General features: G+C 70.9%; 11 protein-coding genes and 1 pseudogene. 5 read left to right on the top strand and 7 right to left on the bottom strand.

The features are described 5' to 3' along the window. Positions 1 to 43 precede the first annotated feature (43 nt). The 4 genes and pseudogenes from FK529_RS07205 to FK529_RS07190 all read right to left on the bottom strand — a co-directional run bounded on the left by FK529_RS07205 (position 44) and on the right by FK529_RS07190 (position 6,141). Positions 44 to 2,574, bottom strand: a pseudogene (locus FK529_RS07205) (sensor domain-containing protein). Continuing rightward, entirely contained in the window at positions 2,571 to 3,449 is an 879-nt protein-coding gene (locus tag FK529_RS07200) for a Gfo/Idh/MocA family protein (protein WP_231702976.1), read from the bottom strand. Before FK529_RS07200 ends, FK529_RS07205 begins: the two are co-directional and overlap by 4 nt. 126 nt (positions 3,450 to 3,575) lie before the next feature. Continuing rightward, complete coding sequence (locus FK529_RS07195; protein WP_146560306.1) at positions 3,576 to 4,880, bottom strand: styrene monooxygenase/indole monooxygenase family protein; 1,305 nt, start codon at positions 4,878 to 4,880, stop codon at positions 3,576 to 3,578. A gap of 34 nt (positions 4,881 to 4,914) precedes the next feature. Beyond that, a complete protein-coding gene (locus tag FK529_RS07190; protein ID WP_146560305.1) occupies positions 4,915 to 6,141 on the bottom strand; it encodes an acyl-CoA dehydrogenase family protein in 1,227 nt (408 codons plus the stop codon). A gap of 247 nt (positions 6,142 to 6,388) precedes the next feature. On the opposite strand from FK529_RS07190, the gene FK529_RS07185 reads away from it, so the two are divergent. Next, entirely contained in the window at positions 6,389 to 8,029 is a 1,641-nt protein-coding gene (locus tag FK529_RS07185; protein WP_146560304.1) for an AMP-binding protein, read from the top strand. 22 nt (positions 8,030 to 8,051) lie between these two features. Here FK529_RS07185 and FK529_RS07180 read toward each other — a convergent pair whose 3' ends face one another. Genes FK529_RS07180 through FK529_RS07170 form a run of 3 tightly spaced genes read right to left on the bottom strand, consistent with a single transcriptional unit; the run spans position 8,052 to position 10,166 of the window. Beyond that, a complete protein-coding gene (locus FK529_RS07180) occupies positions 8,052 to 8,669 on the bottom strand; it encodes an ASCH domain-containing protein (RefSeq protein ID WP_146560303.1) in 618 nt (205 codons plus the stop codon). After that, a complete protein-coding gene (locus FK529_RS07175; RefSeq protein WP_146560302.1) occupies positions 8,663 to 9,148 on the bottom strand; it encodes a mycothiol transferase in 486 nt (161 codons plus the stop codon). Before FK529_RS07175 ends, FK529_RS07180 begins: the two co-directional genes overlap by 7 nt. Continuing rightward, entirely contained in the window at positions 9,135 to 10,166 is a 1,032-nt protein-coding gene (locus tag FK529_RS07170; RefSeq protein ID WP_146560301.1) for a nucleoside hydrolase, read from the bottom strand. The genes FK529_RS07175 and FK529_RS07170 overlap by 14 nt, the downstream gene beginning before the upstream one ends. Positions 10,167 to 10,198: 32 nt before the next feature. Between FK529_RS07170 and FK529_RS07165 the strand changes: the two genes are divergently transcribed. From FK529_RS07165 to FK529_RS07150, 4 genes are all read left to right on the top strand, one after another. Then, a complete protein-coding gene (locus FK529_RS07165; RefSeq protein WP_146560300.1) occupies positions 10,199 to 10,915 on the top strand; it encodes a thioesterase II family protein in 717 nt (238 codons plus the stop codon). A 281-nt stretch (positions 10,916 to 11,196) separates the two neighbouring features. Further along, positions 11,197 to 12,951 (top strand): AMP-binding protein, encoded by a 1,755-nt coding sequence (locus tag FK529_RS07160; RefSeq protein WP_146560299.1) that lies wholly within the window; start codon positions 11,197 to 11,199, stop codon positions 12,949 to 12,951. 2 nt (positions 12,952 to 12,953) lie between these two features. Next, positions 12,954 to 18,419, top strand: a complete 5,466-nt coding sequence (locus tag FK529_RS07155; RefSeq protein ID WP_231702975.1) for a type I polyketide synthase — start codon at positions 12,954 to 12,956, stop codon at positions 18,417 to 18,419. Beyond that, a complete protein-coding gene (locus FK529_RS07150; RefSeq protein ID WP_146560297.1) occupies positions 18,412 to 23,133 on the top strand; it encodes a type I polyketide synthase in 4,722 nt (1,573 codons plus the stop codon). The genes FK529_RS07155 and FK529_RS07150 overlap by 8 nt, the downstream gene beginning before the upstream one ends. Positions 23,134 to 23,135 lie beyond the last annotated feature (2 nt).

Raw genomic sequence — 23,135 nt, 5'->3', positions numbered from 1 at the left:
TAGCGCCGGTCGGCGGGAGAGCGCGGACCGTCGACCGCGGCGGTCAGGCGTCCCCGTCGTCCGGTTTCGTCCAGTGGAGCAGGCGATCGACGCCTACGGGGCGCGACCACAGGAAACCCTGCCCGTAGTGGGCGCCGGCCGCGGCGAGGGCGGCCAACTCGGTCGCGCACTCGATCCCCTCGGCGATGACGTCGAGATCGAGGGCCCGGGCCATCGCGACCGCCGCGTCGAGCATCGCCTCGAGCTGCGGGTCGTCTCGACCGACCGCCGCCTTCACCACGGATCGGTCGATCTTCACCAGCGCGAGGTTCAGGTCCCGCAGCTGCGCGAGGCTCGACCAGCCGGTGCCGAAGTCGTCCAGCGCGATCCGGGTTCCGAGCTCGATGAGCCGGTGGGTGGCCGCCAGGACGTGCCGCTCGGGGACGACGCGCTCGTTGATCTCGAGGATCAGGCGCGCCGGATCCAGCCCGCTCCGGGTGATCGCGCTCTCGATGCGTTCGGCAGCTGCGGGTCGGCGAGATCCTCGGAGGCGAGGTTCACCGACACCCAGCCGAGACCCGGCTCCGTGGCGAAGTCGGCACAGACCCGGTTCACCACGATCCGCGCCAGGTCGGGCAGCATGCCGAGCGCCTCCAGGTGCGGGAGGAAGCCCGCCGGGGTGAGTTCGTCGCCCCGGGGGCCCGGGATCCGGGCCAGCGCCTCGGCGCCCACCATCGCGCCGGTCGCGAGGTCCAGGACCGGCTGGTACCGGACCACCACCTCGCCGCGGGCGATCATCGACCTGATGTGGGTCGCCAGGGCCACCCGCTCCTCCTGGGGCGCGTGCAGGCCGGCGGAGTGCTTCACCACCCGGTTCCGCCCGTCCCGCTTGGCCTGCAGCAACGCCAGGTCACCGTCGATCAGCAGCTGCGTGATGCCGTCGTCCGCCACGCCCGATTCGACGAGCCCGATCGAACAGGTGACGGTCAGCTGCAAGCCGTCGATCTCCACGGGCTTCGCCATGGCGCTGCGGACCCGTTCGGCCCAGTCCGAGGTCCGTCGCGTGGCGTCCACGCGCGGGCAGAGGACGACGAACTCGTCTCCGCCGAGCCGTGCCACGAGGTCGGTGGGCAGGCTCGCCGATTGCAGCCGTCGCGCGACGACCTGGAGCACCTGATCTCCGAGCTTGTGCCCGAGCGAGTCGTTGATCCGCTTGAACGAGTCGAGGTCGATCCACAGCACGGCGAGGGCCTCACCGTCGGCGCGGCGCTGCTCGACCACGGCCGAGGCCCGCTCGATGAAGGCGGCACGGCCGAGCAGCCCCGTGAGGTCGTCGTGATCGGCGCGCCAGCGCAGGCGACGGTTCAGCTCCTGGATCTCCGACTCGGCGCGGCGCCGTTCGGTGATGTCCGTGTGCGTACCGATGAGGCGGGTCGGACGCCCTTCGGGGCCGGTCTCCATGACGCGACCGCGATCATGGATCCACAGCCAGCCCCCACTCTTGGTACGCATTCGGTGCTCGAACGAGAACTCCGCCGCCTCCCCTCGGACGACGGCCTGGATGACGCGCAAGCAGTGCTGGTAGTCGTCCGGGTGGACGCGCCCCGCCCAATCCACAACCGCCGTTCCGACGTCCTCGTCGTCGTAGCCGAGCATCGCCTTCCACTGGTGCGAGTAGAAGACCGTGCCGGTGGTGATGTCCCAGTCCCAGATCCCGTCGCCGGCCCCGTCGATCGCGTACTGCCACCGCGCCTCCGCGTGCCGGAGCAGCGCCTGATCCCGCCGTGCCGCCGTGATATCGCGGGAGATGCCGATCAGCCCCACGACCTCGCCGTTCGCCCCCCAGTAGGGTGCCTTGTTCGACAGATAGGTCCGGACTTCACCGTCGACCTCCGGATACTCCTCGACCTCGTACCCGATGCCGGTCTCCATGATCTCCCGGTCCGTGGCGCGCAGGACCTCGGCAATGGCGGGGAAGACGACCGTGTCGTCCGCGCCGATCGCGATCGACTGCGGCACACCCGCCAGTTCCGCGACCGCCGAGTTGATGTACTGGTAGCGGCCCTGCCGATCCTTGATGTACACGAGGTCGGGGGCGGCGTCGATGACCGCCTGCAGAAGACCCGCCACCTGTTCGGAGTGGTGGGCCGATTCCACGGCGCGCTCCTCGAGGCGGCGCTGCGCTTCGCTCATCGCACGCACGGAGGCGACCCGCTCGGAGATGTCGCGCGTGAGGCCCGCGAGGTAGCGCCGTCCGTCGACCTCGTGGGAGAACAGGTGCGCTTCCACGGGGAAGGTGCTGCCGTCCTTGCGGCGATGGATGGCGGGGGTCACCTGCATCGTTCCGGCGTGGGCGATGTCCCAGTGGTGTCCCAATTCCTGCGCGGTGATCTCCACGAAGTCGAGGACGTACATTCCCAGCAGCTCGGCGCGGGTGTATCCGGTGCTCGTGCAGGCGGCGTCGTTGACCGCGACCAGCCTGCCGTCCTCGTCCTGAACGAAGAAGCCGTCGAGCGAGCGGGTGATGAAGGCGCCCGCGATCTCGAGTTCCGGCCCGGGAGCCGCGTCGCCGGGCGGCGACTGCTCGCCGCTCACGGCACCGTCGGGCCGCCGCCGGCCCAGACCTGCGCGATCACGCGCTGCAGCGCGAGCCCGTGACGCACGTCCAGCGAGTGGTCGGTGCCCGTGGCGATCGACGCCAGGAACTCGTCGAGCATGACCCGGAAGCACTCCGTCGACGGCGTCTCCCGGCTCTCGAGTACCGCCAGGCCCCGCGCGGAGTGCGCGGAGAACCGCATGACGGTCGGACGGACCGGCGTGCGCAGCGAGAGCGACACCGTGGACGCCGCGCGCTCGCCGTGGGAGAGCTGAGCGGTCCAGGTGTCGCTGCCGGCGTCGTATCGGGACGAGTCGACCGCGGTGATCGGGCCGGCGATTGCAGAGAGGAGGTCGAGGACGTGCGGCCCCACGTCGAACAGCGCACCCTGCTCCTGGCGCCACGTGGACGCCGCGAACTTCCCGGCGAGCGCGGCCCCGGAGAGCCACTGCGCCTCGGCCGCGACCGGTCCGAGACCGGCGGCGCGGGCGAGGAAGTCCCGGGTCTCGGGAGCGAAGCGACGGGTCAGGGCCACGATCGAACGGACGCCCGCGGCGTCGACGGCCGCGGCGAGGGCGGCGGCCCCGTCGACGTCGAGAGCGATGGGCTTATCGAGGACGAGGTGCTTGCCGGCGCGCGCCGCCTCCGCGGCGAGCTCGGCCTGCACGTCCGGCGGCACGGCGAAGGCGACGGCGTCCACCGCGTCGAACAAGTCGGCGGGGGAGTCGAAGGCCCGCGGGAAGACCTCGGCGGCGGCCGCGGCGTCGCGGGCCCAACCGCCCACGAAGTCGATGCCCGGGTGCGCGGCGAGCGCCGGGGCGTGGGTCTCCCGCGCCCAGGGCCCCGCCCCGACCAGCCCGATGCGCACCGTCACCTTCCAGAGTCTGCCACGGCCGCCTCGTTGCTCCACGCGGAGTGGCGCCGCGGATCACCCTGCAGACCGGCGCCGCCGGCTCCGATCCCGGCGACGGGTGTCGTCCGCAGGATGTCGCCTTCGACGCTATACCCGTTCGAACGCTCCCGCAGATGTCTTGGCCTCCTCGATGAACCGCTCGACGTCGGCCTCGGTGTGGAAGTCGAGGATCGGCGCGGGCTCGGAGATCAGGCCGAAGAGCGCGGCGCCCACGGCGTCGTCGGCGACCGCGCCCGCGAACAGCAGGCCGGCGGCGAAGGCGTAGTCCGGGTCACCGAGGAACAGCCGGGTGACCTCCGCCGCCGCATGGCCCCGCTCCTCCCAGTGCCGGTCGAACTGGTCGGTGATCCATTCGGCGGTGAAGTCCGAGCCCCGCGCCTCGATGGCCTTGACCAGCGCCGCGACCTGGATGAGACCGGTCTGCGCGCCCTGGCCGGCGATCGGGTCGAAGGCGATGGCGGTGTCGCCGAGCGCGAGGACGGGGCGGCCGCTGCGCGTCTGTCCCACGCCCTGGCGCACCGTCGGGGTGACGGAGCCGCGGAGCCACGAGTGCGGGTCTTCCGCGATGACGCGGAGCTTCTCGATGTCCGGAAGGTCGTCCGGGAAGTAGTCGCGGTAGACGCTCACCACCACGTCGAGCGCGCTCTGCGCATCGGTCGCCTCGCCGAAGCGCTGCACCCACTCGCCGCCGGGCTTGGCGAAGCCGAGGACGCTCCACGTAGCGCCGGCGTCCTTGTGCCAGTACGGGCCGATCCAGATCTCGCCCTGGTCCGTGTGCAGGTTGAAGACGTTGTGCGCGCCTCCGCGCTGCCCGCGGGCGGGGAAGACGTCGTCGCCGTGGCCGAGACCGGTGAACGCGGCTGCCAGGAGGTGGCGCTGCGGGGACCGGTAGACGGTCCGCGCCTCGTCGACGGGGAACAGCCCCGACAGCCCGCCCTTGCCGGTGGAGACCAGCGTCAGGTCGTGCGCGGCGGCGATGGCGTCGAGCTCCTCGGGCGTCACGGTCTCCACGTGGAAGGTGCCGCCGGCCTCCTCGAACAGGCGGATGCGGTCGTACGCACGCAGCCGCACGTCGATTCCTGCGGCGGTGTACGTGAAATCGGGGTCGAAGGCGAGCACCTGCTCGAGTGCGCCGGGTTCTCCGGTGTTGAGGCGGGTGTTCATGCCCGTCGACAGCGGGGCGTCGGGGTAGAGCTCCTCCACGAGCGTGTGATCGACGTCCCGGGAGTGACCGAAGAGGACGGCGGTGCCGGTGGCGGGGACCTCGTCGCGGAGCTGCTCAGCGGTGCGATCGCTGTACAGGTCGACGGGGTGCCCGGAACGGGCGAGGACGAGCGCGGCGGTGGCTCCCACCACTCCGGCGCCGATGATGGCGATGCGTGCCTTGGTCATGGTCGTGCCTTTCGGTGGTCGGACTACTCGGGGGCTATGACGCGGTGGTGTCGGTGGTCGCGGTGCGAGCGCCCGCGTTCCACGCGTAGGGCAGGTCGGCGCCGTTGAGAAGGAGATCGCCGACGGCGCGGGCCTTCTGGATGGCCGGGTTGTGCACGGCGAGGGTGCGGGCATTGCGCCAGTGCCGGTCGAGACGCAGGTCGGCGTCGACGATGGACGCGCCGCCGACCTCGAACAGGTCCGTCGTGGCCTTGAGGACGGTGTCGATGACCGCGAGCTGGGCGTGCGCGGCGGCCAGCTCGGCCTCCGGCACGAGGTCCTCGTGGACGCGACGGTCCGCCAGGGCGCCGTCGAGCACGTCGGCGACGGCGAGGACGGACTGCCTCGCCGACCACGCCGCGCTGGAGAGCCGCCCGATCACCTGCTGCACCAGCGGGTCGTGGCGCTGCAGGTCGGCCGCAGCGTGGGAGAAGGTTCGGGTGCGGGCCCGCACCCACTCGACGGTGTCGTCGGTGGCGCGCTGGGCGATCCCGGCGAGACCCGCGAGCTGTACCAACTGCAGGTACGAGGTGGCGTAGGTCGCGCCCGGGGCGCCGTACCCGGCGCCGAGGACGCGGTCGGCGGGGACGGCGACGTCGGTGAAGACGGTGGTGCCGCTCGCCGTGAGTCGCTGCCCGAAGCCGTTCCAGTCGTCCACCCGCTCGACGCCGTCGGCGTTCGCGTCGACGAGGACGCCGACCCGCTCGCCGTCGAGGTCGGCGGCGACCAGGATCTGATCGGCGTACAGGGTGCCCGTGGAGTAGAACTTGGTGCCGGTCAGCCGGTAGCCTCCGTCGTCCTGTTTCGTCAGCGTGGTGGCGTAGCCGCCCACGGATCCCGCTCCGGGCTCGGTGATCGCGTTGCCGACGACGGTGCCGTCAACGATCGCCCGGAGCCACGCGTCGCCCGCGGCGGTGTTCGCGAGTCGCTGATCCTCGACGAAATTGACATGGACGCGCAGCGCCTGGGGGATGTTGGAGTCTGCGGCGGCGAGGTTGATGAGCTGGCGGAAGAACTGTCGCAGTGTCACGCCACCGCCCCCGAGTTCGCTCGGCACCCGCAGTGAGGTGAAGCCGGCCTCTTTGAGCCATGCGATGGGCTCGTGCACGAGCTCGCGGTCGCGCTCGCGTGCGACGGCACCCTCGGCGATCCGGGCGTAGACGGGGCCGAGGGTCGCGTCGAGCTCGGCGTCGGTGTGCGGGGGCGTCAGCGAGGTGGTCATGGCCGACAACTGTGGTCTGCGAACGATCCTCTGACGAGGGTTCGCCGCGCCGTGAACGTATTCCGGCCGGATCGCGCGCCGCGGTGGCCTAGGTTCGACGGAGGGTGCGTCGGCGGGTGTGTGCGCTCCCTGTCGGATCTCCGGGCTTTTCATGCCCGATTCCGCTCCGCGCTGCAATAGAACCTGTTACAACTAGAACACGTTCTGCCGAGCTGAACGGTTTCGCAGGTCAGGAACAGGAGTGCGCATGAAGTTCAACCTCGCCGATGTCTTCGAGGCGGTCGTCGACGCGGTCCCGGAACGGATCCTCTTGAGTTTCGAGGGCGATCAGACCTCGTACGCGGAGATGGACGGGCAGGCCAACCAGGTGGCGCACCTGTTCGCCGCGAACGGGATCGGCGCGTACGACCACGTCGCGCTGTTCCTCAAGAACAGCGTGGAGCACGTGCAGTCGCTCCTGGGCCTCATCAAGATCCGCGCGGTCCCGGTCAACGTCAATTACCGCTATACCGCGCCCGAGCTCGAGTACATCTTCACCAACTCCGACGCGCGCGGGATCATCGTCGAGTTGCCGGAGCATCAGCGCACGCTGGCGACGCTGGTGGACAAGCTTCCCGAGCTGCGGACCGTCTTCGTGATCGGCGAGACCGAGCCGGCACTCGAGGCTGCGGTCGCCGCACTCGACGACGTCGCGCTCGTGCCCTTCGCCGACGCCGCCGAGCAGTCGAGGGAGCGCGACTTCGAGGCGCGTACCGGCGAGGAGCACTACATCATCTACACCGGCGGCACCACGGGCTACCCGAAGGGCGTGGTCTGGCAGCACGACGACTTCTTCCGCAAGCCGCTGTCGGCCGGCGTGCCCTACGGCGGTGAGCCTCGGCAGAACCTCGAGGAGGTCGGCGAGGGAGCGAAGCAGTTCCCGCCCCTGGCGTTCCTCGTGGCCGCTCCGCTCATGCACGGCGCCGCCGCCTACTCGCTGTTCACCTTCTTCGTGCTCGGCTCCCGGATCATCCTCGAACGCGACTTCAAGGCCGCGGAGATCGTGCGGAACATCAAGCGCGATCAGACGCAGACCATCCTCATCGTGGGCGACGCCATGGGCATCCCGCTCGTCGAGGAGATGGAGAAGCAGAAGGACACGGCGGACTTCTCGTCGCTGTTCTCGATCACCTCGGGCGGCGCCATCTGGTCCAAGCACGTGCGGGACCGGATGGCCGCGATCAAGCCCGAGCTGATCCTGCGGGACAACTTCGGCGCCTCGGAGTCCGGCAACGACGGCGTGATGACGCTCGATGAGAACGGCAACCTGCATGCACCGCCCACCGACAAGATGATGGTGGTCGACGAGTCCTTCGAGCAGATCACCGAGACGGGCCAGGTCGGCTACATCGCGCGCGTCGGCAACGTCCCGCTCGGGTACTACAACGATCCCGAGAAGTCCGCGCGCACGTTCCCGACGCTGCCCGATGGTCGGCGGATCTCGGTGCTCGGCGACATGGGGTACCCCGCGGAGGACGGCGGCATCGTCTTCCTGGGCCGTGGCAGCCAGTGCATCAACACAGGCGGCGAAAAGGTCTACGCCGAGGAGGTCGAGGCCACCCTGCACGGGCACCCGGCGATCTCGGACGCCCTCGTGGTCCCGGTTCCGGACGCCCGCTACGGGCAGCGCGTGGCCGCGGTCATCTCCATCGCGGAGGGCAAGGAGACGCCGTCGATCGAAGAGGTGCAGACCTTCGCCCGCGGCGAGCTCGCCGGATACAAGGTGCCGCGCACAATCATCTTCGTGGACCAGGTCAAGCGCACTCCGGCCGGCAAGGCCGACTACCGATGGGCGAAGAGCACGGCTGAGGACGCTGCGCAGGAGGCCTCCGAGGGCCAACCGGCGTAAGACCGCGGTGCGCGCACCCGGGTCACTGAGCTTCCGCCCAGGCCAGGTACGCGGCGCCGCGGGGCGAGAGCTCGTAGCCGACCTCATGGCTGATGGTCAGCCCCATGCCCTTGAGCTTGCGGATGTCGGACTTCATCGGCAGCAACTCGACGCCGCGTTCGGCCGCGAGCTCCTTGGAGACGACGTGTGGGTGGTCGCGGATCCAGGCGAGGATGTCGCGGGTCCACGGGCCGTCTTCGCGGGCGTCGAGCCGCGCGAGGCGCTGCCCGATGGCCGCGAGCTCGGCCGCCTCCGGGATCTCCTCGCGCAGCGCGAGACGCGGGTCCTCGCCGGCCCATTCGAGGTGGATTCGGTAGATGTGCTCGCCGCCGCGCGCGGACCGTTCCCGCCGGGGCGCGTCCGGGTCGCGGGGCGTGAGCAAGGTGCGCAGCGCTGCGGCGTCCCTGACCCCAGCGGCGCGGGCGGCGCGATCGCTGATCTTCTCCACGGAAGCCACGCGGGTCACACGGGTGAAACGCAGCACTCCGGCCGGCGTGAGCTGGGTGCCGCCCACCTTCACGCGCGGGGTGTCCCACCGGCGGTACTGCGTGGTGATCCGGCCCTCGCGGACGCCCTCGGCGACGGCCTTCGGAATCAGCATGGCGTGCTGTCTGCGCGGCGCGCGACGACGTCGCGACAGATCTCCATGTGTCCGGTGTGCTGGGTGAGCTCGCGCAGCATGTGGGTGAGCACCCACTCCGGCGTAGCCGCGGCGGCGTCGCGCCGCGTGGTGCCGGTGGCGTCGGGGTTCCGGATCCCGGTGGCGGCTATCGCCGCCCAGCGCGGCAGGTCGGTGCGCAGTCGGGCGACGACAGCCCGCGCTTCGTCGACGGTGCCTGCCGCGCGGAACTCCGCGGACCGATCGCGGGGGATGTCCTCCCCGGCGAGCAGCGAGCCTCCCCAGTAGCCCAGCGCGCCGCCGACATGGGTGACGAGTGCGAACACCGTGTTCACTCCCGGGACCGGCGGCGCGGTGTTGACCGTCGTGTCGTCCAGGTCGCCGAGCACGCTCTCGACCGTGTCCAGGGTCTCCGCGGCGACGTCGAGGAACGCCGCGATCTGGCCCTCAGCCGCGGGCACGGGCCAGGCCTGCGATGGAGTCGAGCAGGTCGTCGAAGAAGGCCACCTGGTCGGTGGCGACGGCGACCTGTGCGGTGTCCGGGCGATTCCAGCTGCCGTGCACGTCGGCGATCGTTGTTCCGCGAGTGAGCGATCCGGTCAGTTCCACGTCCACGGGGTAGGCCCTCGTCTCCACTATCGTAGGGTCCAGGGCGACCGCGGCGGCGAAGGGATCGTGCATGTGCGCGATGTAGCCGAGGTCCTGGTCGCGGTGGAACTCGAAGTAGAACCGCACGGCGTCGGAGGCGGCGCGGATCACGGGATTACTCGCGGACGAGCGCGTTCCGTCGGCGTCCTCGGGATCGAGGCACTCGGCCGGGGTGCTGCCTGCGGCGTCGGCGAGCCGCAGCAGGTGATCGGGCGTGAGCTCGATCGTCTCGGTGAGATCGAGCGGGCACAGGATGGGCAACGGGGTGCCGGTGCCGTCGAGCTCGCCGTATGCGCGCAGCACCTCCCAGAGCGACTCCGGGTCCACCGCGACGTTCCATTCCGAGGTGGGCGTGGTGTTGCCGGGGTGCCAGAAGGTGCCGCCCATGATCACCAGGCGGCGCAGCCGGGCGAGGATCCCCGGATCGTCGCGCAGAGCCAGCGCGAGGTTGGTGCACGGCCCGGTCACGAGGGCGACGACCTCGCCCGGGTGGGCGCGCGTCAGGTCGGACCACGCCTGTGGGCCCGTGATCTCCGACGGTCCGCGGTCCGGCGTCGGCAGGTCGGCGTATCCGACGCCGAGCGGTCCGTGCGTCTCCTCGGTGGTCATCAGCGGGGTCGACAGCGGAGCGTCGGAGCCGCGGAAGACCTCGATGTCAGTGCGGCCCAGTAACTCCAGCCAGCCGAGATTGTTCTCCACCACCTGAGGACCCGGCACGTTGCCGGCCGTCGAGACGATGCCGAGGAGATCCACCTCCGGCTTGCTCAGGAGGTAGAGCAGCGCCAGAGAGTCGTCCACCCCGGTGTCGCAGTCGAAGATCACCTTGGTCATACCGGAATCGTAACGGCGTTAGGGTGGCGGCCGTGAGCACGACGACTTTACTGCTGTTCCCACACGCTGGGGGCGCCCCCACGTACTACGCCCCGTTCGCCCGGGAGTTCACCCCGGCGGTGCGCAGGATCGCGGTTCCGTATCCCGGACGATCCGGCACGCACGACATCGCGACGCTGGACGGCATCGAAGCGCTCGCGGACGAACTGTGGCGCAAGGTCTCGCCGGAAACTCTGGGTGACACCCGCGTTGCCTTCTTCGGGCACAGCATGGGCGCTCTCGTCGGCTTCGAGATGGCCCGTCGATTCGCGGCGGCGGGCAGTCCGATCGACGGACTGTTCGTGTCGGCTTGCGCTGCACCCGGCCACAGCGGCTTCGACGACGTCGAGGATTCTGACGAGGGTCTGATCGCGGCCGCCGCCACGATGACCGGGATCGACCCCGCGCTGCTGGCCCACGAGGAGTTCTCCGCCCGCATCCTGCCGACACTGCGGGGTTTCCGGGCGATCACGCGCTACCGGCCAGGCGCATCGGCGGCGCTGGCCTGCCCGATCCGTGCCTACGCGGGCTCGGAGGACGTCATCGCCACCTCCGAGCGGATGGTTCCGTGGGCCGAGCGCACTACCGCCGATTTCGGTCTCCGGGGCTTCACCGGCCACCACTTCTACCTGGCCGACCATCTCTCGGATCTCGCCGGCGACGTCGAGGCCACGCTCGCGCGATGGCGCGACGCACAACCGAGCATTTAGTTACCTCCGGGCTGCGTTCCGTTCTCACGCCCGTATTTCGATCGACGTTGCGATCGCAACCTGCGGCTTCTCCGGGGTGACGGTCTGGCCGACCACTTTGCCGCCAATCTCGTTTGGCAAACGGAGAGCGCAATTGCAAAACACCGTGTCATACTCGCGCTTGCAATCGTGAAGCAATGCGTGGTGACCAGCAAAGGCTATTGGCAACTGGGGCGCTTCGGATGGTGGGTGGTCGTTGCGACCGCTCCTGACGGCCCCTCCGTCGAAAGGTGTGTACGGGCATGACTGTGTCGAACTCGGTGGAACTGATCCCCGTCGCTCTCGAGCGCCGCGCGCGCGAATCCGACGATCGACCGGCGTTCACCTTCGTCGACTACGACATCGATCCGGATGGCTACTTCGAGACTCTGACCTGGTCCGAGATGTACGAACGCGTACGAGTGGTCGCGGCGGAGCTCCTTCGCCACGGTGGCCCGGGGGACCGCGTCGCAATCCTCGCGCCGCAGTCGATGGACTACGTCGTGGGCTTCCTCGGGGCTCTCGAGGCGGGATTCGTGGCGGTGCCGCTGTCCGTCCCGCTGTTCGGTGCGCATGATGACCGAGCCGCACGGGTGCTCGCAGACTGTGAACCCGTCGCGGTCATGACGACGACCACGGCGGTCGATGCCGTGCTGCCGACGGTGAACGCACTCTCCGGCCCGCGGGTCGAGGTGATCGAGCTCGACGCCCTCGACTACGACTCGCCGCCGGGAGATTACGTGGTGGACCACGTCGGATCGAGGCCCGCGCTGCTGCAGTACACCTCCGGTTCCACGGGGACGCCGTCCGGTGTGATCGTCACGCACGAGAACGTGGCGCTGAACATCGCGCAGATCGCCGCGGATCAGTTCACCGATGTCGGGGGCTACCCGCCCGAGGACACCACGCTCGTCTCCTGGTTGCCCTTCTTCCACGACCTCGGACTGATGCTCGGGATCATGGCTCCCGTCGGTACCGGCCGCCGTGCGGTGCTCACCAGCCCCGTCTCGTTCCTCCAGAAGCCGTCCCGGTGGATCCGGCTGCTCGCGAGCTACCCCGCCGCGCACTCGGCAGCGCCGAACTTCGCCTTCGAACTGGCTGCACGGCGCACCCGCGACGAGGACCTGGAAGGACTGTCGCTCGCCGGCGTCCACGGCATCATGAACGCCGCCGAGCGGGTCCAGGCCGGAACCGTGCGGCGGTTCAACGAGCGGTTCGCGCCGCTGGGCCTGAGGGACGGTGTGCAGTTGCCCGCGTACGGGCTCGCCGAGGCGACGCTGTACGTGTCCTCGCTCGCACCGGGTACTCCACTTCCGTTCGCCACGTTCGACTACGACATGCTCGCGGCCGGCCACGCCCTCCGAGTCGAGGACGAGGCGGCCTCGGAACAAGTGGGCCTCGGGCACCCTCGGAGCACCCTGTTCCGCGTCGTCGATCCCGAGACCCGCCGCGAGTGCGCGGCCGGCAGGGTCGGCGAGGTCTGGGTGCACGGCGCGAACATCGCGGCCGGATACTGGCGCGACCCGGTGCGGACCGAGGAGGTGTTCGGTGCGCGCCTAGTGGATCCGGAGGACGGCATCCCGGAGGGGCCGTGGATGCGGACCGGCGATCTCGGCGTCATCTCCGAGGGCGACCTCTTCGTCGTCGGTCGGATCAAGGACCTCATCATCATCGACGGACGCAATCACTACCCGGACGACATCGAGGCCACGGTCAGTGCCTTCACCGGCGCACGGACCGCCGCCGTCGCGTTCTCGGGGAAGGACACCGAACAGCTCGCTGTCATCGCCGAGTTGCGCCGCCTGCCGAGCGATCCCGGCGAGGCCGCGGCATTCGTCACCGACACCCGCACCAAGGTCGCCAACGCGGTCGCCCGCGCGCACAATCTGCGCGCCGCCGACATCGTGCTCGTTCCGCAGGGAGCCATCCCGATCACCACCAGCGGCAAGACGCGACGGAGGGAGAGCGCGGAACTGCACCGTACCGGTGGTTTCGCGCGGCTCGGTGGAGATGCGTGAGCGTGGCGGTGACCGAGGGCGCACTGCGCGAATGGTTGACCGACTACCTGGTGACGGTGATCGGGTGCGGCCGCGACGAGGTGGACGGGGATGCTCCGGTTCGTGACCTCGGGCTCGGGTCCACCGACGCCGTCGTCCTGTCCGGTGAACTGACCGAACTGCTCGGCCGGCCCGTATCCGCCGTGGAGCTCTTCGAGCACCCCACCATCAACGCGCTCTCGGCGGCCCTGGCAGGTGCGGACGACGAGGTCGCTGCGGTGGAGCGGTCCTCGGCCGATACGGCCGAGGATTCCGAGGCCGTCGCCGTGATCGGTGTGGGCTGCCGATTCCCGGGCGGGGCCGAAGGGCCGCAGTCCTATTGGTCGTTCCTCGAGTCCGGGGAGTGCGCGGTGGGGCAGGTTCCGGACGGCCGATGGGACGGTTTCATCGGCGCGGGGCACGCCAGTGCCGAGGCGGCGCGAACGACCACCAAGTGGGGAGCGTTCCTCCCGGATCTCGCCGCCTTCGACGCCGAGCACTTCGGCATCTCGCCGAACGAGGCCGAGAAGATGGACCCGCAGCAGCGGCTCGTCCTGGAGGTGACCAGCGAAGCGCTCGAGCATGCCGGAATCGCCACCGATTCCCTCGCGCACACCGCCACCGGCGTCTACGTGGGCGCCTGCGCCGGTGAGTACGGCTACCTCGTGGGCAGCGACCTCAGCGCGGTGGACGGCTGGTCCGGGACAGGCGCCGCGCTGAGCGTGATCTCGAATCGCGTCTCGTACGCGCTGGACCTGCGCGGTCCGTCGGTTACGGTCGATACGGCATGCTCGTCGTCGTTGGTCACCGTGCACCTCGCGTGCCGCGGTCTGCGCTCGCACGAGACCGATCTCGCGATCGCGGCGGGCGTCAACGTGATGCTGTCCCCGGCGGTGACCCGCAGCTTCGATCAGTTGTCCGCGATGTCCCCCACGGGCCGGTGCCACTCGTTCGACGCCGCCGCCGACGGCTACGTGCGCGGCGAGGGCTGCGGTGTCGTCGTGCTCAAACGGCTGTCCGACGCCGTTCGGGACGGCGACCGGGTCCTGGCGGTGGTCCGCGGATCGGCGGTCAATCAAGACGGCAGGTCGAACGGTCTCACCGCGCCGAGTCCGGCTGCGCAAGCCGCGGTGCTGCGGTCCGCGTACGCGGATGCATCGATCTCCCCCAGAGAGGTCGACTTCGTCGAAACCCACGGAACCGGAACGCTACTCGGGGATCCGATCGAGGCGCGAGCGCTCGGCACCGTGCTCGGCCGGGGGCGCGCACAGGGCTCGGAATTGCTGCTGGGCGCGGTCAAGAGCAACCTTGGACACCTGGAGGCGGCGGCCGGCGTCGCGGGCTTCATCAAGACGGTCCTCGCGCTGCAGCACGGTTCCATCCCCGCGAACGTCGGGTACACAACCCCCAACCCGCACATCCCTTTCGACGCACATCGTCTCCGCGTGGTCGGCGAGAGCACCGCCTGGCCGGCGACCGGCCGACCGCGGCGGGCGGGTGTGTCGTCGTTCGGCTTCGGCGGCACCAATGCACACGTCGTGCTGGAGCAGGCGCCTGAGAACACGGTCACCGGCGCCGACGTCGCGGCCGCCGGCGCCCCCGCGAACACCCCAGTCAGGCTCACTGTCCCCGCCGGATCCGCCGCCCGGGTCCGCATTTTCGCGGCAGCTCTCGCGGAGTGGCTCGAGGACTCCGGGGCCCACGTGCCACTCCCGGAGGTCGCGGGCGCGCTGGCCTCCCGCCGCATGCAGACCTCCCAGACCGGGACGGTCGTGGCTGCGGACCACGCCGCCGCCGTCAGGGGACTCCGTGCAATGGCGTCGGGGACACCGGCCCCGGGCGTCGTAGCGCCGCACGCGCCCGTGCGGCGTTCGGGCGTGGTCTTCGTCTTCTCCGGCCAGGGCTCGCAGTGGGCCGGCATGGGTGCCCGGCTCCTCGAATCGGAGCCGCGGTTCGCCGCCGCCGTGGCCGAACTGGAATCGGACTTCGTGGAGCAAACGGGATTCTCGCTGACCGAGACCCTGCGATCCGAGGAACCGGTCGTGGGCATCGACCGGATTCAGCCCCTCCTCGTCGGCCTGCAGCTCGCGCTCGTCGGACTCTGGCGCTCCTACGGGGTCGTCCCCGCCGCGGTCATCGGACATTCGATGGGCGAGGTGACCGCGGCGGTCGTCTCCGGCGGACTCTCCGTCGCCGACGGGCTGCGGGTGATCGCCACCCGTTCCCGGCTGATGCGCCGCGAGCTCTCGGGTCGTGGCGCCATGGCGATGATCGAGATGGACGAGGAATCGGCGCAGCGACTGGTCTCCGAGTTCGAGGGAGTGTCCGTGGCCGTCATCGCTTCTCCCCGGCAGAGCGTGGTGGCGGGCGATCCGCTCGCCATCGACGCCCTGATCGAGAAGGTGGCGGCCCAGGGCCTGATGGCCCGCCGGGTCGAGGTGGACGTCGCCTCCCACCACTCCACCGTCGATCCGATCCTCGGCGAGTTGCGGGCCGCGCTGTCGGGCATCACGCCGCGCACGCCGACCATCGCGGTGCTGTCCACCGTGCGGCCGGGAGACGACGCTCCGGTGTTCGACGCGGACTACTGGGCCACGAATCTCCGAGCGCCCGTGCGGTTCGCCGATGCGGTCGTCGCGGCCGGTGAGCGCTGGGGAACCCTGGTGGAAGTGTCGCCGCATCCGCTGCTGACGCACGCGATCGGCGAATCCCTCCCCGCCGGAGAGCATCGCGTGACCGGGACTCTCGCTCGCGACAGCGACAGCGTCATGGACTTCCAGACGGCCCTGGCGTCCGTCGGGGAGATCACGGCGATCCGGCAGCGCGCACCGCATGTGGACCTCCCACCCACGCCGTGGGTGCACGAGCGGTTCTGGGTCTCCGCCCCGCGCGCCGCCGACGAGGCGTCGACGGTTCCCCGTCCCGGGACCCTCCTGGGCGGACACGTCGCGGTGGCGGGGAGCGCAGCCGCGCACCTGTGGCGCGCACGCCTGGCTCCCGATGCGCGGTCGTACCCGGGCGGGCACAGCATCCAGGGAGTCGAGTTGGTACCGGTATCGGTGCTGCTGCAGACGTTTACAGCGGCGGCGCGGGAGATCGGCGCGGGCGGCGTCGACCGCGTCGCCTTCCTCCGGCCCGTGGTACTCGATCGGCCGCGGTTGATCCAGGTCGTTGTCGAGGGCGATGCGCTGACCTTGTCGAGCGCCACCAGCGCGTCCGGCCCCTTCACCCGGCACGCGACCGCGCGGATCGCGACGGGCGCACCGCCCGTGCCGATCGACGGTCGGGGCCCCGCGGCAGCCATTCGCGCTACGCCGGCCGCTCGGACCGAGTGGGGCGTCGAGGGGACGCCGTATCCGTGGTCCATCGGCGAGGTGCGCGCCGCTGACGGCGTGCTGATCGCCGCTGTCGACACGGGATCGACCACCCCCGACGATGGACCGGAGGACGGCGGTCCGGCGACCGCGCTGCTCGACGCGGCGGTCGCCGTCGCCCGGATGACGGCGCCGGCGGACCACCGTTTGCTGGTGCCGGCGGGGGCGCGGTCGATACACGTCCTCGACCGGGGCTCCGGGACGAAGGGCACGGTGACCGTGCGGATCCCGGCGGGATCCGGCGAGGAATCCGAGCCCTTGCTCGACGGGGTGGATGTCGACATCGCTGCCGAGGGCGGGCAGGCACTGGCCCGCATCCGCGGGCTCGCGTTCGCCCCTATCGAGGATGCCGCCGTGCTGCCGGACGCCGAACCGCACGACATCGTGCACACGCTCGAGTGGCGGCAGTGGACCCCGGAACTCGCGTCGGCGCCGGGCACTGCGGCGGTACTCGGCGACGAGGGGGCCGCCGCGCTCCTGGTGTCGGCGGGTATCGCGGTCGGTGCCGCGCTCGACCGCGCCGATCAGGTGGTCTACGCGGCGCTTCCCACGACCGGAGAGGATGATCTCGCCGCTGCGGAGCGGTACACGTGCGACCTCGTGGAGATCGTCCGGAGAATGGTCGATACGCGCGCCACCGGCCGGCTGTGGGTCCTCACCCGGGGCGTCGCCGACGGTGCCGACGCGACCGCGCCCCCGCAGGCGGCGCTGTGGGGGATCGCGGGGGTCGTGGCGACCGAACATCCTGAGCTGTGGGGCGGTGTCCTCGACCTCGCTCCGGCGGAGCCGTCCTCCGCGGACCTGACCGCAGTGGCGACTGCGCTGAGCGGACGGTCGAGTACGCCCCTGCGAGTGCGGGACGGCCGGGTCACCTCGCCTCTTCCGGTGCCGGTCAACCGGGGTGGCGGGGCGACGCTCCTGCGGTGCCGAACCGAGTCGACCTATCTCGTCACCGGCGGTCTCGGCAGCCTCGGTACCGCCATCGCGCACTGGCTCGCCGACCGAGGTGCCCGGCGGATCGTGCTCGCGGGCCGCACTGCTCTGCCGAGTCGTGCCGAGTGGCCCGACGTGCTCGATCCGGAGCTGCGGCGCAGGATCGACGCCGTCACCGAACTCGAACATCGCGGCGTCGCCGTCGAGGTCGTCGCGCTCGACATCGCCGAGCCGGGCTCTCTCGCAGCCTGGGTGGCCGACCGTGACGAGCGAGGCGCGCCGCCCGTTCGAGGGGTGGTCCACGCCGCCGGGATCGAGTCATCGGCGCTGCTGGCCGACCTCGATCCCGCGACGGTGCGGGCGGTACTCGCACCCAAGGTCGCCGGGGCGCAGGCCATCGACGCGGCGTTCCCCGTCGACACGGTGGACTTCATTCATCTGGTCGGCTCCGCGGGAGCGGTGTTCGGTGTTCCCGGCCAGGGGGCGTACGCCGCCGCGAACGCCTACCTCGACGGGCTGGCCCGCCGACGCGACCACGTCGGTGCCATCGACACCGTCGCGCTCGACTGGGTCGCGTGGGAGGGGATGGGCTTCGGTGCCCGGGCGGAGGTGGTCCGCCAGGAGCTCGAACGTGTCGGATCGCGGCCCGTGCGCGCGGCCGAGGCGTTCGCCGCGTGGGATTACGCCGCTGGCCTCGACCTCCCGCAGGTGGTGATGCTGCCGCGGCAGAGCACCGATGGCGGCGCGGAGCCGACGGAAGAGCGGCCGATCCCGGCGTGGGCGCAGTTGCCGCCCGACGAGGCCCTGCGCGGTATCGAGGACGGGCTGCGGGACATCGTCGCGCGGGAGCTCCGCCTGGATCCCGCCGAGCTGACCGCGGACCGACCGTTCGCGGAGATCGGGCTCAATTCGGTGATGGCCATGTCGATCCGCCGCGATGCGGAGAACCTGGTCGGAACCGAGTTGTCGGTGACGATGCTGTGGAACCACCCCACTCTCGGCGGATTGGCCCGCTACCTCGCGGAGCGCGTGGGGGCGATCGAAGCCGCGCCCGCCGGCGCGCCGGCGGACCCCGAGGAGCAGGACGGAACGGGGCTCCTGGACAGCTTGTTCGACAGCGCGGAAGGAACACTCGATGACTGAGGGGCACGACGCTGCGGCCATACGCCGGTGGATCGTCGACTACGTGGTCGAGCACCTCGATGTCGACCGCAGCGCCGTCGACACCGCGGCTCCGCTGATCGACCTGGGTGTCGGCTCCAAGGACGCGGTGGTGCTGGCGGGCGAGCTGTCCGAGTTCACGGGGCGCTCCCTGTCGCCGGTCGACCTCTGGGAGCACCCCACGATCGAACTGCTGGCGAGCCACCTGGGGGACGACGCGCGCGAGGCCACCGCCGAGTCATTGCCCGCCGATCCCGGACCCGTCCACGGCGATCCGGTGGTGATCGTCGGCGCCGGCTGCCGGCTGCCGGGAGGCATCGACGATCCCGAAGGCCTGTGGGACCTTCTGGAATCCGGCGGGTCCGCGGTCGGCGAGGTGCCCGCGGACCGTTGGGCTCCGTGGTACGGCACGTCCGCTGCGGCGGACGACGTGCTCGCCCGCACCACCCGCCACGGCGGCTTCCTCGACGACGTCGCAGGATTCGACGCCGAGTTCTTCGACATCGCAGCGCGCGAAGCGGCCGGGATGGATCCCCAGCAGCGGATCCTGCTGGAAGTGGCGTGGGAAGCGCTGGAGCGGGCGGGGATCGCGCCCGAGTCGCTCCGCAGATCCAAGACGGGGGTCTTCGTCGGTGCCTGCGTCAGCGAGTACGGCTACCTCGCGGCGTCGGATCTGTCCGAGATCGACGCCTGGAGCAATACGGGCGGCGCCCTCAGCATCATCGCGAACCGCTTGTCGTACCTGTTGGACCTCCGCGGCCCGTCCCTGACGATCGACACCGCGTGCTCGTCGTCGCTCGTCGCGCTGCACCTGGCGGCGCAGTCCCTGCGCCTCGGCGAGTGCGACACGGCGCTCGTCGGCGGCGTGAATCTCCTCCTGTCGCCGGCGGTGTTCCACGGGTTCGACGAGTCGGGCGCGCTCTCGCCCACGGGGCGCTGCAGCGCCTTCGACGCCGCAGCGGACGGATTCGTACGCGGCGAGGGATGCGGCGTGGTCGTTCTCAAGCGGCTGTCGGACGCACAGCGCGACGGCGACGACATCCTGGCGGTGGTCCGGGGTAGCGCGGTCAACCAGGACGGGCGGTCGAACGGACTGTTCGCGCCGAATCCAGCCGCACAGATGGCGGTGCTGCGCAGCGCGTACGAGGCTGCCGGAGTGTCGCCGCGGGAGGTCGACTACGTCGAGGCGCACGGAACGGGTACACCGCTCGGCGACCCGATCGAGGCACGCGCGTTGGGGAGCGTACTCGGTCGTGGTCGGCGACCGGAGGCGCCGTTGCTGATCGGCTCGGTCAAGGGGAACGTAGGCCATCTCGAAGGCGCGGCCGGAATCACCGGCCTGATCAAGACTGTTCTCGCCCTCCGGAAGGGTGAGTTGCCCCAGTCGCCGCACTACAGCGAACCGAACCCGCACATCCCCTTCGGTCAATTGGGCATCGCCGTCGTGGATCAGCGCCGCGCCTGGCCGGAACTCGATCGGCCACGCCGCGCGGGGGTCTCGTCGTTCGGTTTCGGCGGCACCAACGCCCACGTCGTCCTCGAGCAGGCGCCGGACCTCGCGCCCGCGGCGGACCCGGGCGACTCCGTGGTCACGCTCGTCCTGTCGGCGAAAAACCCGCAGCGCCTGGCCGGCTGGGCCGATCGCCTCGCGGAATGGCTCGACGGCGCGTCGCCCGAGCTTCGGCTGGGTGCGGTCGCCGCGGGCCTGGACAGGCGACCCCTACGCGACGTGGCGGCGGCGGTCGTGGCCCGCGACGTCGCCGGTGCCGTCGGTGGACTCCGGGCGCTGGCCGCCGGTGAGCCGCACCCGTCGCTCGCCCCGTCGTTCGGCGGAAAGCGCGGAACGGGAACCGTGTTCGTGTTCTCGGGGCAGGGCTCGCAGTGGGCCGGGATGGCCCGCCGCCTGCTCGCGGAGGATCCGGCTTTCGCAGCGGCCGTGGATGAGCTGGAACCCGACTTCCTCGCGCATGCGGGCTTCTCGCTCCGTGCCGTGATCGAGGACGAAGTGGTCCTCACCGGTGACGCGCAGGTCCAGCCGGCCCTAGTTGGAGTCCAGGTGGCGCTGGCGCACGCGTGGCGCGCCCACGGCGTGGAGCCCGACGCGGTGATCGGCCACTCCGTCGGCGAGGTCTCGGCTGCCGTGGTGGCGGGCGCCTTGACCCCGGCGGAGGGACTGCGGGTGGTGAGCACCCGGGCGCGGCTGATGGCTGAGCTGGGGGGAACCGGGGCGGTGGCGCTGCTCGGCGCCGCGCCCGATCGCGTCGCTGAGTTGATCGCGCCGTACACCGGGGTCGAGATCGCGGTTCTCGCCTCGCCCCGCCAGACGGGCGTGGCCGGCCCTACCTCGGCCGTGGAGTCCGTCATCGCGGCCGCAGCGGAGCGCAATGTCTTCGCGCGGCGCGTTGACATGGAGGTCGCCTCGCACACGGCCCTCACCGAGCCCATCCTCGGGCGGCTCGGCGAGGAACTGGCTGATCTCGTTCCGGCCACCCCGCGAATCCCGTTCCACTCGACCGTGTTCGATACTTCGAGCCCCGCGGTAGACGGTGGATACTGGGTGGCGAACCTGCGCAATCGCGTGGAGCTGCAGCGCGCCGTGGCCTCCGCGGCAGCGCAGCACTCGACCTTCATCGAGGTCAGTCCGCATGCGGTCCTCGCGCACGCGATGACCGAGACTCTCTCGCCCGAGCATCGTGTGCTCGGAACGTTGGCCCGGCATGAGGACGACACGGTGGCGTTCCGCCGTGCCCTGGCGACCGTTCGCGGCCCCGGGCGTGCGGCGGGCGAGCGGACCGGTCCCGCAGCGGCGGTCCTCCCGACCGCCCCGTGGCAGCGCACCGCGCACTGGCTGTCCGGCGCCGGCAGGAGCCGTCGCGCGGCGACCCCTACGGTCCGTACGTTCGACGATGCGGTCCCACAGGACTGGCAGTATCGCCTCGACTGGGTTCCGGCACCCGGTACGCCGCCCCCTACGCCGTCGACCGGGACCTGGGTCGTGGCCGGCGACGGGACCGCGGCTGCCGAGCTGGCAACGGCGCTGGCGCCGGGCACGGCGGTGATCCCGTTGGCGCCGTTCACGTCCGAGCAAGCGCCCGACGATGCCGCGCTCGCCGCTATCCTGGCAGCCGACCACGTGGTGTACGCGCCCGATCCGGTCCCCGATCCGTTCGATCCGTGTGCCGGTTACGCGTTGTTCGGCGCGGGTCGGAGGCTCTTGACGGCGCTGATCGCCGGCGAGGGCGGGAGCCTGCACCTGGTGACCCGCAGCGCGCAGGCTCTGCGGGAGGGGGATCGATCGGACCCGGCACACGCAGTTCTGTGGGGCCTCGGGCGCACCCTGGCACTGGAACACCCCCGGATGTTCGGCGGTCTCATCGACGTCGATCCGTCTGTCCCCGCCCCGGTTCTCGCGGACTACCTTCGGTCGGAGGCGGGGGCGACGGACCGCGAGGATCAAGTGGTGTACCGGGCGGGAGTGCGCCACGTACCCCGGCTGAGTGCCGGGCTCGCTCCCAGCGAGCCGCCCGCGGCCGGCGGCTCCGCACGGATCGACACCGGGGGAGCGCACCTGGTGGTGGGCGCCACGGGCAATCTCGGACCGACCCTGATCCGCGAGCTCGTGCGCTCGGGCGTGCGCACGGTGGTGGCCGTGTCCCGTGATCCGCGCGGTCGGCTCGACGAGCTCACGGCAGAACTGGCCGGGGCCGGAGCGGAAGTCGTCGTGATCGCCGCCGACGCCGCGGACGAGCAGTCGATGGCGCAGGTGTTCCGGCGGTTCGGCTCGGACCTTCCACCGCTCGCCGGAATCCACCTCGCCGCGTTCGGCGGCGGACCCGTGACCCTCGCGCAGATGACCGATTCCCACGTCGAGGCCATGTTCGCCCCGAAACTTGACGCGGTCGCCGTCCTGCACCGACTCTCCCTCACCACGCAGGTCAAGCATTTCGTGCTCTTCACCTCGATCTCGGGACTGACGGGATCGCGCTGGCTCGGGCACTACGCGGCGACCACGACCTACCTCGACGCGTTCGCGTACGCCAGACGCGCCGCGGGCCTCCCCGCCACCGCTATCAACTGGGGCCTGTGGCAGTCCTTGCACGCGTCGCAGGACGCCACGATCCAAGAGACCACTACCGGTTCCGGCCTGATCCCGATGGACGACGGGACCGCGATCCGTGCGTTGGAGGGTGCGATCACGCGGGGTGCGGCACGATCCGTCGTGACCGCGGCCGACTGGCCCCGGCTGGCCGCGGCCTACCGCGTTCGTGCGGCGCTGACCATCGTCGATGAGCTCGCCGCGACCCACGACGACGGGTCGGTCGCCACGGACCTGCGAGTCCGGTTGCGGGAGGCTCCGTTCGATCAGCGCGCCGAGATCATCGCTGATGCGGTGGCGGCCATCGTCGCCGCCGCGCTGGGCCTGGAATCGGTCGACCTCCTCGACTCCGGGGCCGGATTCTTTCAGGCGGGCATGGACTCGCTGACCGTCGTGACCGTCGCACGGACACTCTCGCAGGAGCTCGGCGAGGAACTGCCGACCTCGGTGGTGTTCGACTATCCGAGCGCGGACGCCCTGACCGGCTACCTGCGGTCGATGCTCCCCGAGCTGGTCGACGATGACGAGCCGGACGCCGACGACTACGACGACTTCACCGAAGACGAGTTGCTCGCGCAGCTCGCGGAAAGGTTGAACTGACG

Source organism: Tsukamurella asaccharolytica (assembly GCF_007858435.1).
GTDB lineage: Bacteria > Actinomycetota > Actinomycetes > Mycobacteriales > Mycobacteriaceae > Tsukamurella > Tsukamurella asaccharolytica.
The sequence above is the reverse complement of the archived record's forward strand: the minus strand, read 5'-3'. Positions and strand labels throughout refer to the sequence as shown.